This is a genomic window from Citrobacter sp. 50677481, from assembly GCF_001463265.1.
GTDB classification, from domain to species: Bacteria; Pseudomonadota; Gammaproteobacteria; order Enterobacterales; family Enterobacteriaceae; genus Citrobacter_A; species Citrobacter_A sedlakii.
In genome coordinates this window covers 37,595-59,720 of record NZ_LNHZ01000047.1, presented here as the reverse complement: position 1 = coordinate 59,720, position 22,126 = coordinate 37,595, and the positions used below count along the sequence as shown (strand labels likewise).

Sequence of the window (22,126 nt, the reverse complement as noted above, 5' to 3'; positions counted from 1 at the left end):
AGAGTTGCGGCTGGCCAAGCCAGCCGCCTTTTGGCGTTCCATCCTGGAACAGTACCTAACCGGTACTTCGTCATCCTGACGAACGGTAAGATACCTGATTTAAAATGATAGGTAAATACTTACCTATCATTTTGTGACAAAAATCCAATGTCACGCTTGTGAGGCATATCGGCTGCGGAGTAGGCGGCGATCAGAGCAGGCCGTTTAATAGATCTGCTTTGAGAGAGGATTGGACCAAGCCCTAGATAACGAGAGAGCACGGTGCTAATACCCAAGACGACAACAGACGAGTTCATGGCAACATTTTGGAAGGTATCTTCGTATCATGATGTGGTTAAATAGACACAATTTAACCCAATGGAATTTTAGCCATGCTAACCTTCTGGCACGAATATTCAGATCTCATCTCCGCATTTTTAGCGGCTCTTTTAGGTGGCTGTTTCACGATGAAAGGAGTGACAGCTCAGGTGAAACAGCAGGCAAAACAGCAGGCAACAGCGGCCAGAGAGAAGCGTATAACAACGCTCTTGGGTGTCAGAGAGGAAATAGACTCACTGATTAAGTTGTATAAGGCCAGAATGGAAGAGGAAATCGAAAAATACGACCGGAACTCACCGTTCGATAACATTTTCCCCATTACTCAAAACTACTTCACTTTCTATGAAGCTAACTCGGCATCTCTACCTGAAGTTCATAGAGAAACACTATCAAAAATTGTGGCTTTTTATACAAGCGCAAGAAGCCTAATTGATTCCTATCGCGGCAATAATGCCCTTATCGAAAGGCTGGACTCCACGCAGGTTGCCAGTGACATTACTGGCAACAAAGAGCATCTTGCACACCTGAAAAGATACACAATCCTAGCCACAGAGTACGGCCGCGGATTAATGATGATTCATGAAGAGGTCATGCTGCGCTATAAACAGGTTATAGAAGCCATCGATGGTGAAATCTCGCAGCTACAATGCAGTTAGTACTACAGCCTGTCCGCTTATGGCGCGTAGCGGACTAGCTCATTGGGCAGAAGGTCCGCTCTGAGCGTGAAGCGGAAGTTCGTAATTGTTATCACTGCAGATGTGTTACTAACATAACCTTTGTTAATCAACGCTCAGACACTCAAAGCGGCCATTCAGAGTTGAGAAAGATGCGTTAAAACTCGTGAAAATGATCTAAAGTGGCTACCTTTCAGGCTACCCGATAGACCAGAATTTTAAACCCATTGAGTTACTGGAGTTTGGATAAGCTTTATCTATCCGAAAAATAATAATTGATATACAGTGATTTTTTGCATTATGCTGGTCTGACTACTAGTAACTTTTTACTTCGCTCTTTTTAGCCGTTAGTACCTACTTCACAAAAATAAAATGAGAAGCTCGGTACATAAGGTAGTTAATGTACCTTGTTCTCACTCACAGGGGGTGCGCCATAATTAACATACTCTTCAGACTGCTGCTAACATTCAATGCTACATCTTTGTTAGTTATAGTTTTTCTCGTTCAGAAAAAGTACACTCTGGGATATTTCCTGCAATTCTACCCACAGTTTAGCTTTTTAAGTGATTGGCATCCATTCAATTCATATTTCCTGTATCTGCTGATTCCTGTACTGCTCACCGGTTTAAGTATCTTACTCAGTCGTGGTCTAAGCGCGGATGATTTTAAAGAAGGCGACGCAGTAAACATTGAACATGCAAATAATAGTTTCTTACCCAGTTATTTGGGGTATTTTTTTGTAGCACTAAGCATTTCAAGTTGGAGTGCTTTGTTTTTTGTTTATGGCGTTTTGTTTATTTTTACCTTTTTGTCACAAGCTCTATACTTCAACCCATTGTTTCTAGTCTTCCGTTACGAGTTTTATAGTATACAAACTAAAGGTGGCGCCTCTATCTTTCTTATAAGCAAATGCAAATATAAAACACCTAAAGAGATTGTCATCTCCAAGGCATTCAGAATCAATGACTACACATTTATCGAAAGGAAATAGTAATGAACAATGTGTTTGCGAAAATAAAAAGATTACGAAAAAACCCTTATTTCAAATTACTATCAGATTGTACTCTTTATTCACCAGTCGTTGTTACTAATGGAAATTGTGTAGTTTATAATCCTGACCATAATTTGGATGAAGAGGTATGGTTCAAGATTGACAGTTTTAGCGAGCAAGACTATTGTTTGCCGATACTGAAAATTGACTTTGACTCTAAGGAGTTTCTGAGTTTGACAAAATCTCAGTTCTCCAATATTTCTTACATCATGGCTGAACAGGATGGTGATTTTTATTTTCAAAAGGTTACCCCTTCGCAAATGATAAGAAAAAAAACCATTTCATTTGGTGATGCAGCAGTTGTTGAAAATGATGAAAATCGCCTTGTAATTAATGAATTTCCTGACGCAGTGTTCTTTAAAGAAACTAATAGGTTGATTTTCAAAGACTTAGCCACAATAAGCAGTATATTCAAAGGGATTGATATACTATTTAAAGAGGCTACGGAAGAAGAGGTAACTCAATTCCTTTCCGAATCCTTCATCAATCTTTCCGAAGAGTATAACGTAAACAAAGTATCCAAGCCAAATAGGAAGCGAGTTGCTCTTGCAATGGATACGCTAGCGACATTGACTCCTGCAGATAAGGCCGGAATGCTTCTATATATTAATAATTACTGTCAGGCGAATGTGATTTTTAATCCACTATCTGGAACTTTTTCTATAAATAGTGATGATGAATTGAAGTTGCTTCTTTACGGTATTGAACAACGTTTTTATACAACACCATTTGGACAAGAAAAGCGTCTTGCTAATTCTGTTCAACCCATTTAAATAATGTCAAATCCATATATAGAAACTGCAGGAAACGAAAAAACATCAGGTTTTCCACCCCTGAATATACGGAATATCAATACCCTTCGTGATTTGTATCATCGTTACTCAACGATGATACAAATCATTTATTGGTTAGTTTAACTGTGACAGCCTGTTTTTAGCATATCCTTGCATAATTATTAAACGTCCGCTCCTGGCACATTGAAGACATTACGATGGGCGATTTTTCCCCTCGCGCGTGTGCGCACGCGTGCGTGTAAATATTAAAATTTTTTTAGAAAAGAGAAACTTACTTCCCAGAACAGGTTTAATAAAACCTGAACTGAACGAACGAAGTGAGTGAAGTTCACCTCGAACGAAGTGAGAGGTTGTCTTTTCAGGTAATACTCTCCCAGGGAGGTGAGTACAAAATTTCCTCACCAACCTGGTCGTTACATAACCTGAAAAGTTATGACCTAAGTCTACTGCCAGCTTAGGCTTGGGAAGTTATGGATGACAGCACCCCAGAACCGAGATCTTCCCACACTTTATGAAGGGGAGTTCTGGATTCAACCTCTCGAAACACTCCAGACTCGACAATCATAAAGTGACCCTTCTCTCTGCCCACTTTGGTTCCCCCTTCCCCAACCCCTAAACGGTGCCGGTTCTACGCTGGTAGTAAGCTTTTTTAAACCTGACGCCAGTGACGCTATCCCCCACCCATCAGGTCGAGCTGCCGGAACCAATCCGGAAAGCGGGTAGATTTTATCACTGGCGATCTGCGTTTTAAATGGTAAGTACTTACCTATTATTCCGATTGATTATTTTCTCGACCATGAAGCTGGACGTTCAGGGCAAACACCTCATTGATGAGTTCCCCTAACAGCTGCTCCACCAGCTCTTTGTGCTCGCCTGAATGAAGACATTTGAGCGACCATTCGTAGAGACTGAAAGCCTTATCGCGATCTTTCATCATGTCGCGCACTTTGGTCAGAAAATCGCTCTCAACGAGCGCTACGACGTTCGTCGGGTATACCATGATAGTTTTCCTTACTGTGGTTCATAAAATCGATTCTAGAGCGTCTGAAGAGGGGGTTCCAGTGGGTTCTGGAGGTGTAAAACGGTCTGGGAGTTGTTTGGAAATCACGTCTTAAAAAGCCTGCGTCTGTATATATTAATAATTAGTACTTAGTTATTTATATATACGGAAGCAGGTTCTCAAACTAACTCCCAGGCTGGTGTTTACGCTGCCTTTTTACGTGGTCTCTTCTTCCTGACAACATTGGCAGGATCATAACCACCCAGCTTTTTCATCACCGCCAGCGGTATCTTGCTGATGGTGTGCCCAGCTTCCTGACAGTAGCCACGGAAGATAAGCAACATGCTGCCACCAGGGTTGATGTTCACCTCCACCAGCCCAAGTTCAACATCCGGCTCAACGAACGCCACGCGGCCGCCAGACAAGATGACGGTTTCGTTGGCGCATTCAGTCGCACGCTCGTACCACTGCGTATCGAGGGATTGTGGTATCAGCATGACCGTCGTCACTCCATGCGCCTGTTCGCGAATGGCTGCGTCTATCCAGGGGGTGATTTTGGAGTAGGGCGGGTTAAGGAACGCCACAGTGCCAGGTTCTCCCCAACTGCACTTGAGCGCATCACGCTCAACACCGATAAAGTTCGGCAGGAGAGCATTATCTTTGTTGCAGGCGACGTCCACATCGAACTTTACGCCTATGTAACGTTGGATGGCGACAAACAACCACTGCGGTGTGCGCCAAAGGTCGCGAAGAGAGGCATCACGCTCTCGCTTTTTGATTTTTTCGGCTGCGATCATTACTCTGCCCTGATAGGTAAATACTTACCTATTTTTTCATTTAATCCAACGGATAGCAAACAAAGAAGAACGCGCCAGATTCGCAAACGGGAAGCTCTCTGGCGCGTTTTATCGATGCTGGGTATGCAATTAGCTTACCCAGCATCCTAAATCTCTCAGGGGGCTTTAGATCGGGTTGGGGAACATCATCCAATGGAATACTCCGCTATGAATTTTTTGACGATCGGCGACTCTTTATTAAGGGTTAGATTTCCACCTTCCCTGGTGGCAATGCCAGTGGCCGGAAACACAGCCATCATCTGGCCAGCCTGAGTCGAAGCCGTGTTGAGTGGGTATGGTTTCTCCGGGTTGCTCATTAGCGCCAGTTTAATGCTATTGCTGGTCGCCGTGTTCGCGTCAAGGATATGGCGCATTGCGATTACCGTGTAGACGCTGATTTCAGGGCCACCACTAAACCAGTTCAGCAGGTTTAAGATCTTGTCTTTCGCTTTGACTGGCGCCCCTTCAAATGCGGCAGTAAAGCTCTCACTTTCCAGACCGGCTGTCGCATAGAACGATTCGTCCTTACCTTCCAGCGTGAAGCGAGGTTTGGCCGGAGCACGCTCTGATTTTGCCTTCTGGCGTTTTGGCTGCTCTTCTTCAGGTTTAGTCTCTGACGCCACTGAAGGTAAAGGAGTTGGATCTGTATCGGTAGTCTCAGTACTTTGAGCGTCAAGTTCAGGCGTTGGCTCGTTCACTATCTCCGCAATAAGATCACGCTCTGGTTCCTCAATCTTCACTGATTCGTGCTCAATCTCAAGCGCTTCCAGAACGCTACTCAGATCTCCGGTAGAGCTGGCATTCATGACTTCATCCGCCACCGCCTCGACTGGTTTTGAGATTGCATCATCCAGACCAGAGAGAAGATCGTCGATCTCGTCGACACCGCTCATTTTCGCAGCTTTCTGAACTGGTTCGTCGAGAGATTGCAGCATTGCAGTCAGTTCATCCAGGTCATCGTTTTTAACAGTGTTGGTAACTGCACTCATTTTTAACTCCTTATGTTTTCGTTGGTGCGTTTCCGCGTTTTGGTTGAGCGTATTCTGGCAAAACCTATCAGGCAAAAAACAAATAAATTCAGGTCATTACAGGAGATTTAGCTCACGCTTTTGAAGATTTTTTTCATACAAATCTCATATGTTTTTCCAAATGTAAAAGCAGCAGCTATGATAAGAGGCTTCTGCTAAAGGAGTGATTAATGTGAACATTGATGTAAATGCCATTTTGAACGATGCAGTCAAAGATATGCCCGTTGCTAACATCATCGTGATAGGAAAGACTGGTGTAGGGAAAAGTTCTCTCATTAATAGTGTATTTCGTGGAGACTTTGCGAGAACTGGAGTAGGGCGCCCTGTAACAGAAAATATAAAAGTAATTAAGAAAGAAGGCGTCCCATTACAAATCATTGATACTCAGGGACTTGAAGTTGCTGATTATGATAAAACAAGATTAAAAATTGAAAACTATATAAATGAAAATAACAATAGTGAAAAATCAGAGAATTATGTCCATCTCGCTTGGCTATGTATTAATGACACTGGTCAACGTTATGAAAACGCTGAATTAGATATTGCTAAGTTCCTGATAAATAAAGGAATACCAGTCATAGTAGTACTAACAAAAACAAACAATTTCACAAATAATGAATTTGCGAAAGAGGTTGAGGGTGCATTTAAAAACTATAGCCATTCCGTATGTCTGACTCGTGCGATTGAAGAAACGATTTATGATGAAGATGAACCAGATGAGATCATAGGGAAAAGAAAGGTTAGAGGCATAGATGATTTAATCCAAACATCGTATGAGGTTATTCCAGAAGCACAAAAAAAGGCATTTTCCAATGCTCTTTCAATTAAAAATAAGAAAGCATTGGATATAAAAAAAGAACAAGCCAGTAAAGAAGTTATTGCCGCAACAGCCCTCGCAGCTGCGGCCGCAGCAACCCCAGTCCCATTTTCAGATGCATTTACCTTAGTGCCAATTCAAGTCGCAATGATTGCAAAAATCAGTTACACCTTTGGAATGGATGTATCTAAAGCGGCATTAACAACAATGGTAACGTCTTTAATAGGTGCTGGTGGTGCAGTTTTTGTAGGACGAACAATTGTCACAGGGCTATTAAAGATGATACCTGGTGTAGGAAGCCTCGTTGGAGGGGCAATATCTGCAACAACGGCAAGTGCAATCACAAAAGTTCTAGGCGATACATACGTTCTGGTTCTGTACAAGCTCGCAACAGAGTCTAAAACCGGAGAAATTGATTTTGAAATGGCAGCCAAGTTACTGAAGGCAAAAGTTTCATTCTAAAAAGTTAAACGGTGCAATTTATTGCACCGTTCATTAAATTAAAAATCGAAAAAACCATATTTTTCCCGAGCTTTGAAAAAACATTGCATCATCAGCTCAGTATCGTAGAGAGCACTGTGGGCTTTCTCCAAGTCGTATGTGAACCCTAATGAGAACGCCAGTTCTTCTAGGCGTGGACGCTTCCCATCTTCGGTAGCCCACAACCCATCTAACATAGTGTCTACGAGGGGGATATCTGGCAATTTCACCCCATAACTGCCGAACTCGTGGCGAATGAACGGAAGGTCAAAAGCCTCTCCGTTATGGGCGACTAACGCGCTACATGCGCCCATGTACGCAGCAATCTTGCCTGCGTGGTCAGCCAGTAGCGGTTCCGTCGCCAGATCTTCCAGTGAAATGCCATGCACCGCCTGCGCCTTCGGATCGATACTGCGACGCGGGTTGAAGCGCATCTCAAGGCTGTCGATGTGCTTCTGGGTTTCCAGTTCATAACGGGTTATCGCGATTTCGATAATTTTGTGGCCGGATGTGAAGTCCAGCCCTGTGGACTCAATATCGACGCCACCGACAATCGTGGTCATTGGTACTCCTTACAGCTTCTTCGCGCCTTTCAGCAGTGCGCCACGCACAAACTGAGCAGCCTTTTTCAGTGCGTCCTCGCCACTTTCGCAGACGACCGGCTCGTGCCATTCGCCCGTTGATGTGTTGAGGATCTGGATTTGATTGGTCTCCAGGCAAACGGATACGAACAGAACCGTACCGCCTGAGAGTTTGAGGTGCATAGGAAACAGAGGGCGCTTGGTGCCGCCATTGAACTGCGACATCGCCACATTGATGGCTTCGCCAACCTCTTCCCCAACAAGCCCTTGAACGGACTCAAACACTGCGCGGATAGCCAGACGTGCTTCACGTTCACTCATCAAAGAGCGGGATTGTTCGTCAGCAATGCGGATCAGTGCTTCAATCGCTTTACGATCTAATTCATCCGAGAGGGGAAGTTCGTCTATCATTCTGTTTTTCCTCGATTCATTTCGCGTGTCTTATTGTCACACTGCCCAACAGGGGAGCAACATTCAGTGGAAGGTCACTCGTCCTGTTATACGGCGCTCGATGTTTTCAGCGGCTCTGTCCAGCACTCGCAATACCGATCTGGCTCGCGCTTCAACCGTGCGGCACTTTTCAGAGATAACGAACACCTGCAGATCGCCGGTTTGGGGAAGCGTGTTGATTTTTGTCAGCTCACCGCACATAAGTGCATCGATGCGAGCAACATAGAGACGGTCAAGCGATCCTCGCTGGGGACGCGCGAGATCTTTGCTGGAAAGCTCAACGCCCGGGCGAAGACCCGCGATAGCATTGAAGTTGGAAATGGCCGCTTTGTGGCAAAACTGCTCAATGTCGAGAGCCAGCTCGATGCAGCGGTCTTCGTTGGTCTGGCCGACCAGGTCAAGCGTATAAGCCATGACATCGGCTGGCGTGCGGTCGATAACAAAACCTTCAACGCCGCGGGTGATCATCTCGATGTGTCTGGCAATCTCCATCTGAACCTGAAGACGTTCGTAAAGAGGGAAACGCTCGCCAACCTTCACCCCCAGACTGCTCATCAGCTTGCCAACGCCGGCATCCACATACGGAATGCCATAATGCGCATCGATGTACCTTGCCAGGGTTGTTTTTCCACTGCCCTGTGCGCCAGTGATTCCAATCCGGTAATCCATTACGACCTTCTGTATACGATCTGCAAAAAGCCAGGCTCATCCTCATTTGCACGTTGGGTATAAGCCGTTTCGACTGGTACGAACCCTAAAGAACGCATCATTGGCGCCGGGAAGAACGCATCCGCGCCCGGCACATCCACGCCAATATGCGACAGCCAAATCTCTTCTACGTGTGGCATAAAGAGCGAGTAAACCTGCCCGCCACCAATCACCCAGACCGGATCTGGTAGTCTCAAAACGTCATCGATGCCAGCGGGGTAGAACCCATTGGGGGTATAGCCACGAGAGCGCGTCAAAACGAGGTTATGGCGCTCTGGCAGCGGGCGCTTGAGACTTTCCATCGTCTTACGTCCCATCACGACAGTGGCGTTTTTGGTGAGTTGTTTGAACAGTTTCAGATCGGTCGGGCAACGCCAGGGAAGTTCGTTGCCAATGCCGATTTCATAGTTGCGGCCGACAGCTGCAATCATCTTCATTGGCTTACCTCATAGATGGTTGGTCGCTGGTGAGAATCTGCCAGCGCAGAACGCAGACGCGGATCATGAACCAGTGCGGCGATAAGTAAGTCGCCTTTGTGCTCTGCCAGCGTGCGCTTGATATGGGTTTCAAAACTGACACCGCGCGGAACCAGGTGGAGCCAGTCATAATCAATGCCGAAGTCCTTCAGCCAGCGTTTGGTTGGGCCTTCAAGCGCTTCCTGACGACTACTGATAAGCACCACTTCAGCACCGGAGCGAGCAAAACCACGCAACATGCGGCTGGTGGGAAAGATGAGTTCATCACCGGCAATGAGAGCGCCTGCATCCGCATCAGACACTGCTTTGCGATGGCTGGCTCTCGCCAGCACACCTTCAATTTCACACAACACATACATCCCTCTGGCCATATCACACCGCCACTGGAACCTTGATCCACGGAAGAGGGCTGTAGCCGCACACCTGCACACCTTCCCATTTGAAGTCGTCCAGTTCGGCCCATTCATGCGGGAAGATGACAACAGGGTCGGACTCTTTGGGCGGCTCGCGCTTCATCAGTTCCTCAACGCCTTCCATGTGGTTGTCGTAGAGATGAACGTCAAAGCCAAAATGCACGAATGCGCCAGCCATGTGGCCGGTGATCTTCGCTAGGAAGTGGGAGAGAATGCCGTAACCGGCGATGTTGAACGGCATACCAACAAAGGTATCGACGCTGCGCTGCACCAGGCATGAGTTCAGGATTCGTTTCGGGATGCCCAGCTCGTCCAGCAGGTTCTCTGTAACGCCGCCATCTCTTTCCAGAAGACACAGCATCTGGGTGTAAATGGACTCGTGGCCGTGGCGGTTGTGCTGGATGCCAATGTCGGTGGCCATCGTCAGTCGGGTCTCAAAGTCCAGCTCACGACTCCACAGTGAGAACACGAAATGGCATGGCGGCAGCTTCATATCTTCCAGCTCGCCAACATTCCAGGCATTCAGCAGGATGCGACGATCTGTCGGGTTGGTGCGAAGCGTGTGAACGATACGCTGTAGCTGGTCGATTTCACGGGACAACACAACGCGATCTTCGCTTACGCCCAGATACCCCTCGACCTTGTACCCGCGCTCACGGAACGTGTCGATTTTGCTCAAATACTCGCTATGGCTCACGATGCGGGTGTCTTCCCACCGACGCCATTGCTTGCCATAGACCGGGCCTAAATCGCCATTTTCATCAGCCCAGGCATCCCAGATTTTGACGCCATTGTCTTTCAGGAACTGGATGTTGCCCGTTCCTTTGAGATACCACTCCAGCTCAACCAGTAACGGCTTCAGATTGACGGCTTTTCCGGAGATAAGTGGAACAGAGCCGCCCGTCAGCATGTAGAAGGAAGGGACATAAGAAACACTTTTTGTGCCGGTTCCGGTGCGATCGCCCGCGTGAACGCCAGTGTTGAGCACTGTTTCAACCACTTTGGCATACGAACCACTGGCAAACTGACCGTTCGTAAAGTCTCGATTCAGTAGGATAGACAAAATCAACCTCACACAAGATAGGTAAGTACATACATATTATTTTATACAAGTTTATCTATCAGAAGTGTGTAAGGCTAGGAGGGGAGTAAAAAAAATGGTGGCTCTTAGGCCACCATTGCAATGAGCAATTAAGAACTTGGACAATAAAAACACGCCCAGGCAATATATAATGATAAGTGGATACTTACAATTATTTTTTTACCATCTCGTAAAGAGATGAGGATTTCGCCTTCTCAACAAAGCGAGTCAGATCCACATCGCTGTAGGTTGGGGATTTGAGGATCTTGCCATCAGAAATTCTGAATCCAATCATCATGTCAGTCCCTTCAGCATGGCGGAAGCCCATGTCTTCCTTGTCGTATTTGCAATTCTCTACCGCCACACGACGCTCTTCGGCGTCAGCCGGCCACAGCTTGGTCATGTTGGAACGGTGGATTTCTGCCACCAGCTCAACAATATCGATACCGAGAAAATCAGCCAGGCGGTAGGTCATCATGCAGGCAACGTAGATTTTGTTCATCACGCGGCGCAGCTCCTGCACCAATTCGGAATCGCTTATCGGCTTCGCTTCGAGTTTGTCAGCCAGCGCATTCAGCATTAATGCAGCTTCTTTTGCTTCTTCAAACGGGATGGCCATATCGTCAAAGACCGTGTTGCCCGGAACCATGATGGTGTGGATGAAGCGATCAACACTCTGCTCTTGGGTGTAGTAACTCATGCCCGTAGAGATGCCGCCTTTGATGGCCACCATTGTGCCGACGCCCACGTAAAGGAAGTCCGCCATCGCGTCCAGCAGCGCCGTCATATCCCCATTTTTGGCTGCCGGGATGCCCTCGGTAACAGCTTCTTCGTGGATCAGCTTGGCACGCAGACGCAGTAATGCCGGATCTGGAATGGCACGGCGTGGGTGCTGAAACAGTGTGTGGAACTGGTCAACCATCAAGTAGATGCTTTCCGTTGCCTTGCCAAAACCAGGATTCAACTCGTAAGGCTCTGGCTTAAATCCCACGAGTTTGTCTGCGGCAAGTTTCAGATGATCGGTCAGTTTCGTAAATTTCATGTCTTCTTTCTTTCCTTTGGACTTCATTTGATGCGTCAATTGTGACCCAGCAGCGCCAGGTCACAAAGTGGTTAAAATCGGCTTAAAGGTCTGCGAACTGGCTCAGGCCGGTGCGATCGACGGCGGAGTCAATCTGGCCGACGAGGTAGTTGCTTTGTTCAGCTTCCTGCGGAGCGATCTGCAGGGTGTCTGACAGCAGCCATTTGTTCATCCATACCAGTGGATCGTCTTTGATTTCCGGGAACAGCGGTCGCAGCCCAAGACGACGCATTGCCAGGTTGGTGCGGTATTTCACATAGCTTTTGAGGATGTCGGCATTCAAGCCAATCATTGAGCCGTCTTTAAACAGATAGTCAGCCCAGCGCATTTCCTGCCCGGCCACGTCCATCATGGTCTGATAGATGAAGCTCTCTTCTTCTGCGGCAATCATCTTCCACATCAGACCTTCACGACCGGTACGCATAAAGCGGATCATGCGTTCAGTACCTTCGCAATGCAGAGCCTCGTCGCGCGCGATGAAGCGCATGATCTTTGTGTTGCCCTCCAGCAGCTTCCGCTCACCAAAGGCGAACGTACACGCAAAGCTCACGTAGAAGCGAATCGCCTCCAGTGCATTCACCGACACCAGTGTTCGGAACAGCTGGCGCTGGAGAGGGTAGGGCTTGCCATCAAACTCGCTGACATACAGCCGTTCAAATTCGTCTTCGCCAAGATGCTGGCGAGCGCAGGTCATTTCGTACAGTCTGTCATATTCGCTTGAGATGCTTACAGCCCGGCTGATGATCTCTTCGTCCGTGACGATGCCGTCGAAAACGATGCTCGGGTCATCCACCATACCGCGGATAATGTGGGTATAGCTGCGGCTGTGAATCGTCTCAGAGAACGACCAGGTCTCAACCCATGTCTCCAGCTCAGGAATGGAGATCAGCGGCAGTAGTGTTGCGTTTGGACTGCGACCCTGAACGGAATCCAACAGCGTCTGGTAACGCAGGTTGCTCAGAAAAATATGGCGTTCGTGCTCTTGCAGCTTGGTATTGAAGTCGATGCGGTCAGTGGTAATGTCGACTTCTTCAGGGCGCCAGAAGAACGAGAGTTGTTTCTCAATCAGCTTTTCGAAGTCACGGTACTTTTGCTGATCGTAGCGTGCTACGTTGACAGACTGGCCGAGGAACATAGGTTCCTTCGTTGCGTCGTTAGCGCCCAAACGGAAAGTAGAATAAGTCATGTATTTCCCTCTGAATGTTATCGAGTGGCTTTAAACAAATTGTTATCTTATTGGTTTAAACAAGGTACTCAACTCAATGAAAAGGTGGGGATTTCTCCCCACACTCATCAGATTTTGCACGCGCCATCGCACTCATCTTCTGGCTCAACAACCTCCGCAACTGAAGGTTCGGACACCTGATCGTCGTCGTCACGCTTACCAGCGCCATCACGCGTGTTGTGGTAATAAAGCGTCTTCACACCTTGCTGATACGCAAACAGCAGATCTTCCAGCAGCTTCATCATTGGAACCTTGTCGCCAGGGAAGCGAGTCGGGTCGTAGTTGGTGTTCGCAGAGATGGCCTGATCGAAGAACTTCTGAATGATGGCCACCTTAGTCAGATAGCCGCGGTTATCCGGCATATCCCACAGGTACTCGTACTGGTCTTTCAGTTGCGCGAAGTCCGGAACGACCATCTTCACGATGCCGTCTTTGGAAGACTTCACGGACACCGGGCCGCGGGGCGGCTCAATACCATTTGTGGAGTTGGTGATCTGGCTGGACGTCTCACACGGCATTTGAGCGGTCAGAGTGGAGTTACGCAGACCATGCTCACGGATACGGCCACGCAGCTCTTCCCACGGCATTTTCAGCTCGAAAGAGGTCTCCGGGTTGGTATCCAGTGTTTTGCGATAGTGGTCGACTGGCAGCTGGCTCTGTGCGTATTTGGTGTGGGAGAACCAGTCACATGCACCCTTCGCTTCGGCCAGTCGGCAGCTCGCATCGAGCAAGTAGTACTGAATGGCTTCGAAGGTCTCATGCACCAGCTGGTTGCCTGCAGCGTCAGAGTAGTTAAAACCGTTCTTCGCCAGATAGTAGGCAAAGTTTGTCACGCCAATACCCAGACTACGACGAGCTTTAGCCGGGATTTCTGCAGCAGCCATCGGGTAGTCCTGATAGTCGAGCAGAGAGTCCAGTGCCGCCACAGCGTAAAACGCCACGTCTTTCAGTGAGTCCAGCGTGCGGATCGCGCCCAGGTTGAACGCAGACAGAGTGCAAAGCGCGATTTCCCCGTTCGGATCGTCAGTGAACGCCAGTGGCTTGGTCGGTAGCGTGATCTCCATACAGAGATTGGACTGGTGTACCGGTGCAATTTCCGGAACGAATGCGCCGTGATCGTTCATGTGGTCGACGTTGGCAATGTAAACGCGACCAGTAGAGGCACGCTCCTGCATCAGCGTAGAGAACAGGTCGACGGCCGGGATAGATTTCTTACGAATGCTCTCGTCGGCTTCGTACTTCAGGTACAGCTCTTCGAACTTGTCCTGATCAACAAAGAACGCGTCGTACAGGCCCGGCACATCGTGTGGGCTGAACAGCGTAATATTTTCGTTGCGCACCAGGCGGCGATACATCAGACGGTTAATCATCACGCCATAGTCGAGATGACGAACGCGGTTCTCTTCAATGCCACGGTTGTTTTTCAGTACCAGCAGACTTTCAACTTCCAAGTGCCAGATCGGATAGAACGCTGTAGCAGCGCCGCCGCGAACACCGCCCTGAGAGCAGGATTTCACAGCTGTCTGGAAGTGTTTCAGGAATGGAATAACGCCAGTGTGGGTGGCCTCGCCATTGCGGATCTCACTTCCCAGCGCACGCAGACGCCCAAAGCCAATACCAATGCCCGCGCGACGTGACACGTAGTCAATGATTGCGGAAGACGCAGCGCTAATCCCTTTCAGACTATCAGCTGCTTCAATCAGCACGCAGCTGGAGAACTGGCGAGTAGGGGTGCGCACGCCGGCCATAATTGGCGTTGGCAGAGACAGCTTGAATGTACTGGTCACATCGTAGAAGCCTTTGACCATCTCCAGACGCGTCTTACCGGCGCAGCCATCTTCCCAATTCTGGAACAGGCACATGCCGACCAGCATGTAGAGTTGCTGTGGCCCTTCGTAGATAGCGCCAGTTACTCGGTTTTGAACGAGATACTTGCTCGCCAGCTGCACGGTGGCGGCATAGCCGAAGTATTCGTCGCGCTTAGGCTTGATGTACACGCCCAGCTCGGCAATTTCTTCCTGAGAGTAGTACTTGAGAAGGTCTTCATCGTAAACGCCACGACTGACGTTGCTGACGATGTGATTGTAGAAATTCGGGTAGTCATACTGGCCGAAGGCGTCCTTGCGGATCTTGAACAGGCTCAGTCGCGCGGCAACCTGCGAGTAGTTCGGGGTTTCCGGAGAGATCAGATCGGCAGCGGACTTCACCAGCGCTTCATGCAGCTGGCAGGTGGTCATTCCGTCGAAAATGCTGGCAGCGGCGCCCATAGCGACAGCAGACGCGCTAACGTTGCGAATGTTTTCGACTCCCCACATCACAACGCGGTTGTATTTTTCCTCTGACAACGGCTCTGTGGAACCGTTACGTTTTACGATGCTTATCATGTATCACCCAATAAAAAAGGCCACTAAATATAGTGGCCTCATGTTAATAGATAAGCACCTACCTATCAATTACCGACTTATAAAATTCCTGCAAGAACATCGCGAACCTGACGGAATTGATCAGTTTGCATACCGGTGTAAATCGACGCGACAGCGTCCGCAAGGTGCTCGTTTTTATTCACCAGCACTTCCTTACCAGATTGCTTCCGGCGCAACCACGGGGCGTTTGGCTGCTTCTGCGTAGCCCACTGAATGATCTCTTCCTTCGACGTGGTCAGCTTATTCCCGACATAGTGCTTAATCTCGTTTGGCGTGACCTGTATCAGTGGCTTATCCACGCACGCCAGTACGCCAATGCAGATGCCGTATGAGGTTTGTGCGCGACTGGACTGGCTACCAACCGGCAACTCGCAAAACACCATATGAGCCTGCTCGATTATGGGCTTGGCGGTACGCCAGATTTCGTTAGCGCGGCGCAGATCGTCGCTGTTTACGCGAACCGTCTTCTTGTTGCCACCAGCTTTGGTTTCCACCAATGTCAGGCCATGAATGTCCAGCTTATCCGTTTCCAGATCCAGCGTGCCAATCGCCAGGCCAAAATTGCTCATTGAAGGGTCGACGCCGACCACACGAATGGTTTTACTCATTTTTGGTCTCCTTACCACGTAGCCCAGGTTGGGCATTCCAATAGTTTCTGTTCAAGTGTCTTCTCCGGCTCGCGAGTTGGCGGCTTCGGAATGTCGCTAACAACATGAATGCTATCGTTGGTTAGAACGCCTGCAGCAATATCTGCATCAATCATGCTCTGGCCGATGAAATGCCGCATGATGTCGATCAGATGGCGTGCAGTCGTTTCATTCGCGCTGAATACATGGGGGAGAAGAACTTCAATAACCGCTACTTCACATCCCTCCTCGTATAAGCAGAGTTTCGCCCGCTTTGAAATTGGCGCGTGTCGGTCATAGTCAACAGAGAAGCTGGCGAAAGCAGCACCAGGCATTGCAACGTGATCCGCGCGTGCGTTAGCGTGTCGAATCAGATTAGTGAATGCGGTGCTGATGTGCGTCTCCATCGCATTGAAGAGCGCATTTTCTTGGATGTTCAGCGTTCCGGTTTCAGGAATCACAACGAACCCCGGCCCAGAATGTGGGAGATATCCACCTTCCGTAAATGGATTAATAAGGATCGGCGCAGTGCTTCCTGACGGCAGCATAGACAAACTCGGCATCAACGGAGTCGATGACAACAGACTGGTTAATACCGAGAACTGGTCGTCATTGATGTTTTCGTTTTTCCACAAAAGTGCAGGCGCAGCTGCTTTTGCCGTATGGTGGTTTATCAGCTTTATAGACTGCATCACGGCAAACATCTGCAAAAACTGCGTTCGGCTCAAGTTAAACGACATAGCTGCGACCCTCTTTGACTTCGACTGTGATGGTTTCCCGGAACCACGATTTCATCTCTTTGTGGGAAATGATCATCACTGTGCCGCGTTCACGCGCTTTGGCTTCCAGAATCCCCATGAGACGCTCCAGACCGGCAGTGTCGAGCGCGTCGTCAATTTCATCCCCGATAAACAGCTCGATATTCTTACTGGCGCGACTGGCAACCAGATCCTGCAAAGCAAGAGAGCACGCAATGCGTACCTTACGCTTCTCGCCACCAGACAACGTCTGGAAGGATTTGCTGGAGCCTGTTTTGGTTACGCTGATATTGAATTTGTCGCGATACTCGCCTTTCTTCGTTGTCTCCATTGTCGACCATTCGGCAACGATATTGCCGTCCGACAGCGTGTTGAGATACTCCGCAGTCCTGATGTTCAGGAAAGGCGTAACAGAAGTCAGGATGTGTGAACGCACGCCAGATGGGGAGTAAACCTGGCGAGCTTTCTCCAGCAACAGAGCCTGTTCCTGAATGCTTTTTAACTCTTTTTTAAGTACTGCATGATTAGATTTATTGGCAGCCAGGTTGTCTTCATGGCGCTTAATGACAGCCAGAAATGGGTTTACCTCTGCCATGATGCGATTCACGTCAGTACGCGCCCGCGCCACCATCGCTTCGACGGCCACAACTTCACGTTCGCGATGACGCAGCGCACTTAGCTCATTGGTCAGGCGTTCGATTCTGGCGATGATTTCTGAGACGTCGGGTGTGGCCGCGACCAGTGCAGACTCGATGCCGAGCGCTTTCTCAAGACGAGCTTTGTGTTGAGCCACTGCCGCTGCTGATGCCTGCGCCTGGCCGATCTCATTACGCGCTTGTTCAATGAAACTCTCCTTCACGGTGGACAAATCTTCTTCGCAGTAGGGCTTTCCGCACGTAACACAAGGTGCTCCGACCTTTGTGTTGACCTCTTCTGCTTTGCTTTTAAACGAGCGAGCACGGTTCATGGACTCGTTCTGTGCCGCTTCTGAAGTGCGGATGCTTGAGCGGATCTCCGTAATCGCACCGCGCACCTTCAGCAGTTTGGCGTCATGCTCTTCTTTGGAGGCCAGCTTGCTGCGTTCGCCAGCAATCGCGTTTTCCGTATCCCGGATCTGTTCCGGCAGCGAGCGAATTTCCATCACGACTTCGGACAGCGTTACCTCCGCGCCAGCCAAATCGACGCGGGCCTTGTCCAGACGTTCGCCGCGATCGCGTTCCCAACTATCAGAGGACGCTTTGGCCGCCTCAATCTCTGACTGCGCGGTCTCGATAAGCGTGAGACAGGCGTCCATTTTGGATTTGGTAACATCCATGCGTGCGGCAGCTGCATTAGCACGCTCGCGAGCAATGGCATAGGCTCGCGTTAACCGGTCGACGCCAGCGGCTTCTTCAACGATGGTTTTGAGGTTCTTGTCGGACATACCCGGCAGATCTGGCATTGCTTCCTGACTGGCGTAGATGGACGCCATGAACACCTCTTTCGATGCACCAATCAGGCGTTCAACGAACTCCTGCGTCAGTGTGTCTTTGCCTTTGGTCATATCACCGTCTTCGCCACGGACGATCAGCCGGTTCTTGAACTCTTTGTGTTTGCGGTGGCGAATGATGGCGTAACGCTTTCCTTCATCCTCAACAGTCACCATCACGCGACAGTTTTTCTCGTGGCCTGTAGAGAGCACGTCGTCACCTTTGACGCCATGCGCAGTTTCGCCATACAGACACCACATCAGGCTGTTCATCAAAGTCGATTTGCCCGCGCCATTGCTGGCAGCGGAAGAGTCGCCACTGTTAACACCCTGAATGAGCACCAGACCGCGTTGGTCTAACTCAACTTCGGCGCTGGCTAACGCCATGAAGTTCTCAACCTGGAGCTTTAGAAATTTCATACAATGCCTCTAACTTTTTGATTCAAATGCTGGCCTTTTCGCAGTTGAAACTCCGTGTGGGCTGGGAAAGATCGGCGTTTCAGTACGCCTTGTTTGCTCAGTCTTCCCAGATAAAACGCCACAGGGTTTCCGTTGGGTGGGTAGGGCTTGTGGAACATCACCGTCTGGCCTCGTTCAAGTCTTTTCATCGTGGAGATGAAGTCCCGAAAGCTCCCAGAATGGCTCGTACTCACATTGCCTCCGCACTCTCCGCTTCGGTCAGGATCTCCTGACACAGCATGTCCAGCTTGCTCAGGTCGAAGCCGCCGTCAGTGTCGTGAACAATCTTGCAGTACGCCGCGACGGACTCGCCCAGGCTGTCTATTTTGCTGGTCTCCGCAGTACTGGCAGTGCCTTCCATCATCGATGCCTTGCGGATGAAGTTGCAGACGACACCCTTCGCGCCCATTGTTTTCAGGACGTTCTGGATTTTGATGCCTTCTTCATCGCTCTCCACAACGGCACGGAAGCGCACGTAGTTACCGCGAATTTGGTCGTCTTCCACATCGTCCTCAAGGTTGACGAACTTGGGTGCGGAGGTTTCGTGGTGGGTGAATGTGCCGTCAGGGTTGACGATCATGAAGCCAGCCAGCGAACCAACATCGCCCCAATTCTGGTGCGTCAGCGCCCCGATGCTAACCACTCCAGGCAGCACTTCTTTGTGGTTGTGGTAGTGTCCGGACAGCAACAAACGGAAGCCGATATCTTTCAGTTCCTGTGCGTCGATGCCGACATCTGGCATGGTGGGGATCGCTTTGTTGATCGAGGTATGCACAACGACATCGTGATTGTCGCCATCCAGCCCGGAACGCAGTGTTTTGAGGTCGCTGATAAGCTCTGCGTGATTATTGCGCCAGCTAATCAGGTGGACGGTTACGTCGCCCATTTTGATGGAGTGAGGACGTTTGCCGCAGACGATTTCCACACCGATTGAGCGCAGAGAGGCAGCTGCGTTGGCGCTGTATACGGAATCGTTGGTTTCGAGGTCGTGGTTGCCGGCCAGCATAACCACTTCGAGGCCCAACTCTTTGACGATCCACTCGTAAGTTTCTGTCACGAAATGCAGGACGGAAGGCGATATAGCACCACGAACATGGAAAGTATCACCAGCCACCAGCATGTGCTTGCAGCCCGCAGCTTTCATGGCTTTGGCAGCTTCTTTCGTGGCGTCCAGTTGGATCTCCAGTCGAGAGTTCAGCCCGTCAGCGTTTGTTGTCGCAAAAGCATCCCAACGATGATAATGGGGATCTGATATCACCCCGTATGGCAATGTCATGTGTCTTTTCCTTTGTGGTTATTTTGATACAGATGTTAAGCGTGTTTGAGAGGCGAACAACCCAGACAACACGGCACAGAAGAAAATCTACAGGCACATGATTATGACAAAATATATAAGTAAATACCTACTTATTTTTATGGTGGTGACAATATCTCAACCGTATGGGGGGCTTATTACTTCGGATCGCGAAACAGCATCTGCGTGCCTTTGGGGGACGTGTCGAAAAGGTGAAAACCTCTGCGTTTTAGCATGTCGGCCATTTGCGAGGATTTGACATAGCACTTCGCCATCATCGGCTGGCTCGGGTTTGAATCGATCATGTCGGACAGCAGCATTGACCCATAGCCTTTCCCGCGTAGATCTTTGACGATACTGATGGCACGGAGTTCAAGTCGTGGCGCACCGGTTGGATCGAGTGCGGCACAGAACCAGATTAGCCCTGCTTTTTTGTCATCAGAACGGCGCAGCAGGATGTAGATAAAATGCCCCGAGTATTGACCCTGCTCGTTCGTCTTGATTGCCAGCCTGGTCTGCTTCTCAAAGGTTTTACAGCCCTTAGACGTGAGGATTTCTTCGTAGAAGTGACCTTTACGCGCGCCGTCTTCAAACTCACCCATGATAAATGGCATGTCTGCCACAGTTGCTGCCCTTGAATAAAATTCACTCATGTATTAATCCCTAAAGCTCTCAGTGTCTTTCTAAGACACCATATTTTATGCCCCGGTAAAACCATGAGTTTACGTTTAAAACGTCTCAGGGGGCTTCTGACGCGCTACGCTGATGTTTATTACCCCAGCTTTTGGACGAGGGTCGACAAGATTCAACTCTTCAGCACTGTGATACTCCGTATCGAACTCCCGATCGACATGGCGAATGTAGATGGCCGTGAGAAGGCTGTCGTCGTTCAGGAAGTGTCCGTAGGATTTGCGGATCACTTCGCCAACCTTCTCGATCTTCTCTCCACCCATGCAGAGATGGTTAAACCGGCTGTGTTTCCGCAGCATCTCATCCACCGGGCCTGAGTAGACCTTATCGACTCTCCCGAACCGGATGATATTTCCAGTATCAGCCTCAACCAGACAAACGAGCTTGCCAGGTTCGACCCGGTCTCGCCATGTTACACCAGAGCGGAGTGTGTTGAAGTAGGGAGCGTCTAATCCGATGATCGGTTTACGAAATGCCATCAGTGGCACGTAACGTATGCAACTATTCAGGTGGAAGTGCGCACCGGCGTCGTGGAGTTTGAGCCGGGTTTCGTTAATCGGGCACTTCGACGCAATGCCACACAGGTCGCAGAGCAACTTCTGTTTGTTCAGGCTAGTGTTCGATTCAATGGTGTAGGAGCCATCTTCAAGACGGCGAACCCAGCGCGTGCGTTTGAGATCCATAATTCTTATTCAAATAGTTTTGTCCTGGGCAACGATAACTGACAAGGCGCACCGATGTTTGCAAATGCCTGTTTTACTTATACCCATTATTCACAGGACCGATCCAATAATTAGATCCCCAGAGAGATCCTACAGAAGATCAAAAGAGATCCCCGATCGTCTCCAGCCGTTGCGGTTACTGGCCTGAGAGGGGGTTACTATCCACTATGGGGAGGAAAATAACCTCTGTAGAGAGCATAATAACCGCTATGAAGAGCAAAACAACCTCTCTGGAGAGTGGTCGGTATCCACTGTAGTGAGTAGGAGACATTGTCTTAACTGGATAACCCAGTGCCTGTATTTCTACGTCAGGTGGCTGATATTCATAGAGATGTTGGAATTTTTGCGTTCAGGCGTGTTTGTTTCGACCACACATCATCCCCAGAAGGGGAGTGATGGCTGGTTTTGCAATTACCTGATTTTTATACACAGGCCCGATCCAGTAATTCAGATCCCAAAGAGAAACAAAGAGACCCACAAAGACCCAAAAAGATCCCCGCACCCCGCAAACCGTTGTCCCACAGGGCCTTAGAGGTGATCGATATCCACTATAGAGAGAAGATCAGCCACTATGAAGAGCAAACCAACCACTGTAGAGAGTAGAAAAACCACTATAGGCGGTAGGATAACCGCTGTGATGAGTGCTACTATCCACTGTAATCAGCAAAGGCCA

At 49.2% G+C, this 22,126-nt stretch carries 23 protein-coding genes; 4 read left to right on the top strand and 19 right to left on the bottom strand.

The window, feature by feature from the left end; all coding sequences use genetic code 11:
- Positions 1 to 371 precede the first annotated feature (371 nt).
- The 3 genes from APU02_RS11185 (at position 372) to APU02_RS11175 (ending at position 2,816) form a co-directional block, all read left to right on the top strand.
- The gene (locus tag APU02_RS11185; protein ID WP_052941155.1) at positions 372 to 974 is read left to right on the top strand and encodes a hypothetical protein; all 603 of its coding nucleotides are present in this window, start codon (positions 372 to 374) and stop codon (positions 972 to 974) included.
- Positions 975 to 1,392: 418 nt separating this feature from the next.
- A complete protein-coding gene (locus APU02_RS26945; protein ID WP_060570066.1) occupies positions 1,393 to 1,983 on the top strand; it encodes a hypothetical protein in 591 nt (196 codons plus the stop codon).
- 2 nt (positions 1,984 to 1,985) lie between these two features.
- The gene (locus APU02_RS11175) at positions 1,986 to 2,816 is read left to right on the top strand and encodes a hypothetical protein (RefSeq protein WP_060570065.1); all 831 of its coding nucleotides are present in this window, start codon (positions 1,986 to 1,988) and stop codon (positions 2,814 to 2,816) included.
- Positions 2,817 to 3,606: 790 nt separating this feature from the next.
- On the opposite strand, the gene APU02_RS11170 is transcribed toward APU02_RS11175, so the two are convergent.
- The 3 genes from APU02_RS11170 to APU02_RS11160 form a co-directional block, all read right to left on the bottom strand.
- Entirely contained in the window at positions 3,607 to 3,837 is a 231-nt protein-coding gene (locus APU02_RS11170; protein ID WP_047722253.1) for a hypothetical protein, read from the bottom strand.
- A gap of 203 nt (positions 3,838 to 4,040) precedes the next feature.
- The gene (locus APU02_RS11165) at positions 4,041 to 4,634 is read right to left on the bottom strand and encodes a phage N-6-adenine-methyltransferase (RefSeq protein WP_047722252.1); all 594 of its coding nucleotides are present in this window, start codon (positions 4,632 to 4,634) and stop codon (positions 4,041 to 4,043) included.
- A 185-nt stretch (positions 4,635 to 4,819) separates the two neighbouring features.
- A complete protein-coding gene (locus APU02_RS11160; RefSeq protein WP_047722251.1) occupies positions 4,820 to 5,662 on the bottom strand; it encodes a hypothetical protein in 843 nt (280 codons plus the stop codon).
- A 211-nt stretch (positions 5,663 to 5,873) separates the two neighbouring features.
- Between APU02_RS11160 and APU02_RS11155 the strand changes: the two genes are divergently transcribed.
- Positions 5,874 to 6,980, top strand: coding sequence for a GTPase (locus APU02_RS11155; protein ID WP_047722250.1), 1,107 nt, complete (start codon positions 5,874 to 5,876; stop codon positions 6,978 to 6,980).
- Positions 6,981 to 7,018: 38 nt separating this feature from the next.
- Here the strand turns inward: APU02_RS11155 and APU02_RS11150 are convergent, their stop codons facing one another.
- The 16 genes from APU02_RS11150 to APU02_RS11075 form a co-directional block, all read right to left on the bottom strand.
- Positions 7,019 to 7,561, bottom strand: coding sequence for a 3'-5' exonuclease (locus APU02_RS11150; RefSeq protein WP_047722249.1), 543 nt, complete (start codon positions 7,559 to 7,561; stop codon positions 7,019 to 7,021).
- A 9-nt stretch (positions 7,562 to 7,570) separates the two neighbouring features.
- On the bottom strand, positions 7,571 to 7,990 hold the full coding sequence (locus APU02_RS11145) for a hypothetical protein (RefSeq protein ID WP_060570064.1): 420 nt from the start codon (positions 7,988 to 7,990) through the stop codon (positions 7,571 to 7,573).
- A 63-nt stretch (positions 7,991 to 8,053) separates the two neighbouring features.
- Positions 8,054 to 8,698 carry an AAA family ATPase gene (locus APU02_RS11140; RefSeq protein ID WP_047722246.1) on the bottom strand — a complete coding sequence of 215 codons (645 nt, stop codon included), beginning with the start codon at positions 8,696 to 8,698 and terminating at the stop codon, positions 8,054 to 8,056.
- Positions 8,698 to 9,174 carry a dihydrofolate reductase gene (locus tag APU02_RS11135; protein ID WP_060570063.1) on the bottom strand — a complete coding sequence of 159 codons (477 nt, stop codon included), beginning with the start codon at positions 9,172 to 9,174 and terminating at the stop codon, positions 8,698 to 8,700. Before APU02_RS11135 ends, APU02_RS11140 begins: the two co-directional genes overlap by 1 nt.
- On the bottom strand, positions 9,171 to 9,566 hold the full coding sequence (locus APU02_RS11130; RefSeq protein WP_192841979.1) for a hypothetical protein: 396 nt from the start codon (positions 9,564 to 9,566) through the stop codon (positions 9,171 to 9,173). The genes APU02_RS11135 and APU02_RS11130 overlap by 4 nt, the downstream gene beginning before the upstream one ends.
- A gap of 19 nt (positions 9,567 to 9,585) precedes the next feature.
- Positions 9,586 to 10,689, bottom strand: coding sequence for a thymidylate synthase (locus APU02_RS11125; RefSeq protein WP_047722243.1), 1,104 nt, complete (start codon positions 10,687 to 10,689; stop codon positions 9,586 to 9,588).
- A 190-nt stretch (positions 10,690 to 10,879) separates the two neighbouring features.
- Complete coding sequence (locus APU02_RS11120) at positions 10,880 to 11,749, bottom strand: phosphoribosyl-ATP pyrophosphohydrolase (protein WP_060570062.1); 870 nt, start codon at positions 11,747 to 11,749, stop codon at positions 10,880 to 10,882.
- 82 nt (positions 11,750 to 11,831) lie between these two features.
- Positions 11,832 to 12,974 (bottom strand): class Ia ribonucleoside-diphosphate reductase subunit beta, encoded by a 1,143-nt coding sequence (nrdB, locus tag APU02_RS11115; protein ID WP_040110278.1) that lies wholly within the window; start codon positions 12,972 to 12,974, stop codon positions 11,832 to 11,834.
- 107 nt (positions 12,975 to 13,081) lie between these two features.
- Positions 13,082 to 15,397, bottom strand: a complete 2,316-nt coding sequence (gene nrdA / locus APU02_RS11110; protein WP_004110010.1) for a class 1a ribonucleoside-diphosphate reductase subunit alpha — start codon at positions 15,395 to 15,397, stop codon at positions 13,082 to 13,084.
- A 77-nt stretch (positions 15,398 to 15,474) separates the two neighbouring features.
- A complete protein-coding gene (locus tag APU02_RS11105) occupies positions 15,475 to 16,044 on the bottom strand; it encodes a hypothetical protein (RefSeq protein WP_002214145.1) in 570 nt (189 codons plus the stop codon).
- Positions 16,045 to 16,055: 11 nt separating this feature from the next.
- Entirely contained in the window at positions 16,056 to 16,802 is a 747-nt protein-coding gene (locus APU02_RS11100; RefSeq protein WP_047722241.1) for a hypothetical protein, read from the bottom strand.
- Complete coding sequence (locus tag APU02_RS11095; RefSeq protein WP_047722240.1) at positions 16,792 to 18,708, bottom strand: AAA family ATPase; 1,917 nt, start codon at positions 18,706 to 18,708, stop codon at positions 16,792 to 16,794. The genes APU02_RS11100 and APU02_RS11095 overlap by 11 nt, the downstream gene beginning before the upstream one ends.
- Positions 18,705 to 18,983: a hypothetical protein gene (locus APU02_RS27150; RefSeq protein WP_306301967.1), complete on the bottom strand. Its 279-nt coding sequence runs from the start codon at positions 18,981 to 18,983 to the stop codon at positions 18,705 to 18,707. Before APU02_RS27150 ends, APU02_RS11095 begins: the two co-directional genes overlap by 4 nt.
- A complete protein-coding gene (locus tag APU02_RS11085; RefSeq protein WP_047722239.1) occupies positions 18,938 to 20,023 on the bottom strand; it encodes an exonuclease SbcCD subunit D in 1,086 nt (361 codons plus the stop codon). Before APU02_RS11085 ends, APU02_RS27150 begins: the two co-directional genes overlap by 46 nt.
- Before the next feature lie 176 nt (positions 20,024 to 20,199).
- The gene (locus APU02_RS11080) at positions 20,200 to 20,694 is read right to left on the bottom strand and encodes a GNAT family N-acetyltransferase (protein WP_060570061.1); all 495 of its coding nucleotides are present in this window, start codon (positions 20,692 to 20,694) and stop codon (positions 20,200 to 20,202) included.
- A 75-nt stretch (positions 20,695 to 20,769) separates the two neighbouring features.
- Positions 20,770 to 21,414, bottom strand: a complete 645-nt coding sequence (locus APU02_RS11075; protein ID WP_047722237.1) for a hypothetical protein — start codon at positions 21,412 to 21,414, stop codon at positions 20,770 to 20,772.
- Positions 21,415 to 22,126 lie beyond the last annotated feature (712 nt).

Bases quoted from the DNA above. Each gene is read 5' to 3' on its own strand.
- APU02_RS11185 (WP_052941155.1), top strand. From the start codon at position 372: ATGCTAACCTTCTGGCACGAATATTCAGATCTCATCTCCGCATTTTTA.
- APU02_RS26945 (WP_060570066.1), top strand. From the start codon at position 1,393: ATGTACCTTGTTCTCACTCACAGGGGGTGCGCCATAATTAACATACTC.
- APU02_RS11175 (WP_060570065.1), top strand. From the start codon at position 1,986: ATGAACAATGTGTTTGCGAAAATAAAAAGATTACGAAAAAACCCTTAT.
- APU02_RS11170 (WP_047722253.1), bottom strand. From the start codon at position 3,837: ATGGTATACCCGACGAACGTCGTAGCGCTCGTTGAGAGCGATTTTCTG.
- APU02_RS11165 (WP_047722252.1), bottom strand. From the start codon at position 4,634: ATGATCGCAGCCGAAAAAATCAAAAAGCGAGAGCGTGATGCCTCTCTT.
- APU02_RS11160 (WP_047722251.1), bottom strand. From the start codon at position 5,662: ATGAGTGCAGTTACCAACACTGTTAAAAACGATGACCTGGATGAACTG.
- APU02_RS11150 (WP_047722249.1), bottom strand. From the start codon at position 7,561: ATGACCACGATTGTCGGTGGCGTCGATATTGAGTCCACAGGGCTGGAC.
- APU02_RS11145 (WP_060570064.1), bottom strand. From the start codon at position 7,990: ATGATAGACGAACTTCCCCTCTCGGATGAATTAGATCGTAAAGCGATT.
- APU02_RS11140 (WP_047722246.1), bottom strand. From the start codon at position 8,698: ATGGATTACCGGATTGGAATCACTGGCGCACAGGGCAGTGGAAAAACA.
- APU02_RS11135 (WP_060570063.1), bottom strand. From the start codon at position 9,174: ATGAAGATGATTGCAGCTGTCGGCCGCAACTATGAAATCGGCATTGGC.
- APU02_RS11120 (WP_060570062.1), bottom strand. From the start codon at position 11,749: ATGAAATTTACGAAACTGACCGATCATCTGAAACTTGCCGCAGACAAA.
- nrdB (WP_040110278.1), bottom strand. From the start codon at position 12,974: ATGACTTATTCTACTTTCCGTTTGGGCGCTAACGACGCAACGAAGGAA.
- nrdA (WP_004110010.1), bottom strand. From the start codon at position 15,397: ATGATAAGCATCGTAAAACGTAACGGTTCCACAGAGCCGTTGTCAGAG.
- APU02_RS11105 (WP_002214145.1), bottom strand. From the start codon at position 16,044: ATGAGTAAAACCATTCGTGTGGTCGGCGTCGACCCTTCAATGAGCAAT.
- APU02_RS11100 (WP_047722241.1), bottom strand. From the start codon at position 16,802: ATGTCGTTTAACTTGAGCCGAACGCAGTTTTTGCAGATGTTTGCCGTG.
- APU02_RS11095 (WP_047722240.1), bottom strand. From the start codon at position 18,708: ATGAAATTTCTAAAGCTCCAGGTTGAGAACTTCATGGCGTTAGCCAGC.
- APU02_RS11085 (WP_047722239.1), bottom strand. From the start codon at position 20,023: ATGACATTGCCATACGGGGTGATATCAGATCCCCATTATCATCGTTGG.
- APU02_RS11080 (WP_060570061.1), bottom strand. From the start codon at position 20,694: ATGAGTGAATTTTATTCAAGGGCAGCAACTGTGGCAGACATGCCATTT.
- APU02_RS11075 (WP_047722237.1), bottom strand. From the start codon at position 21,414: ATGGATCTCAAACGCACGCGCTGGGTTCGCCGTCTTGAAGATGGCTCC.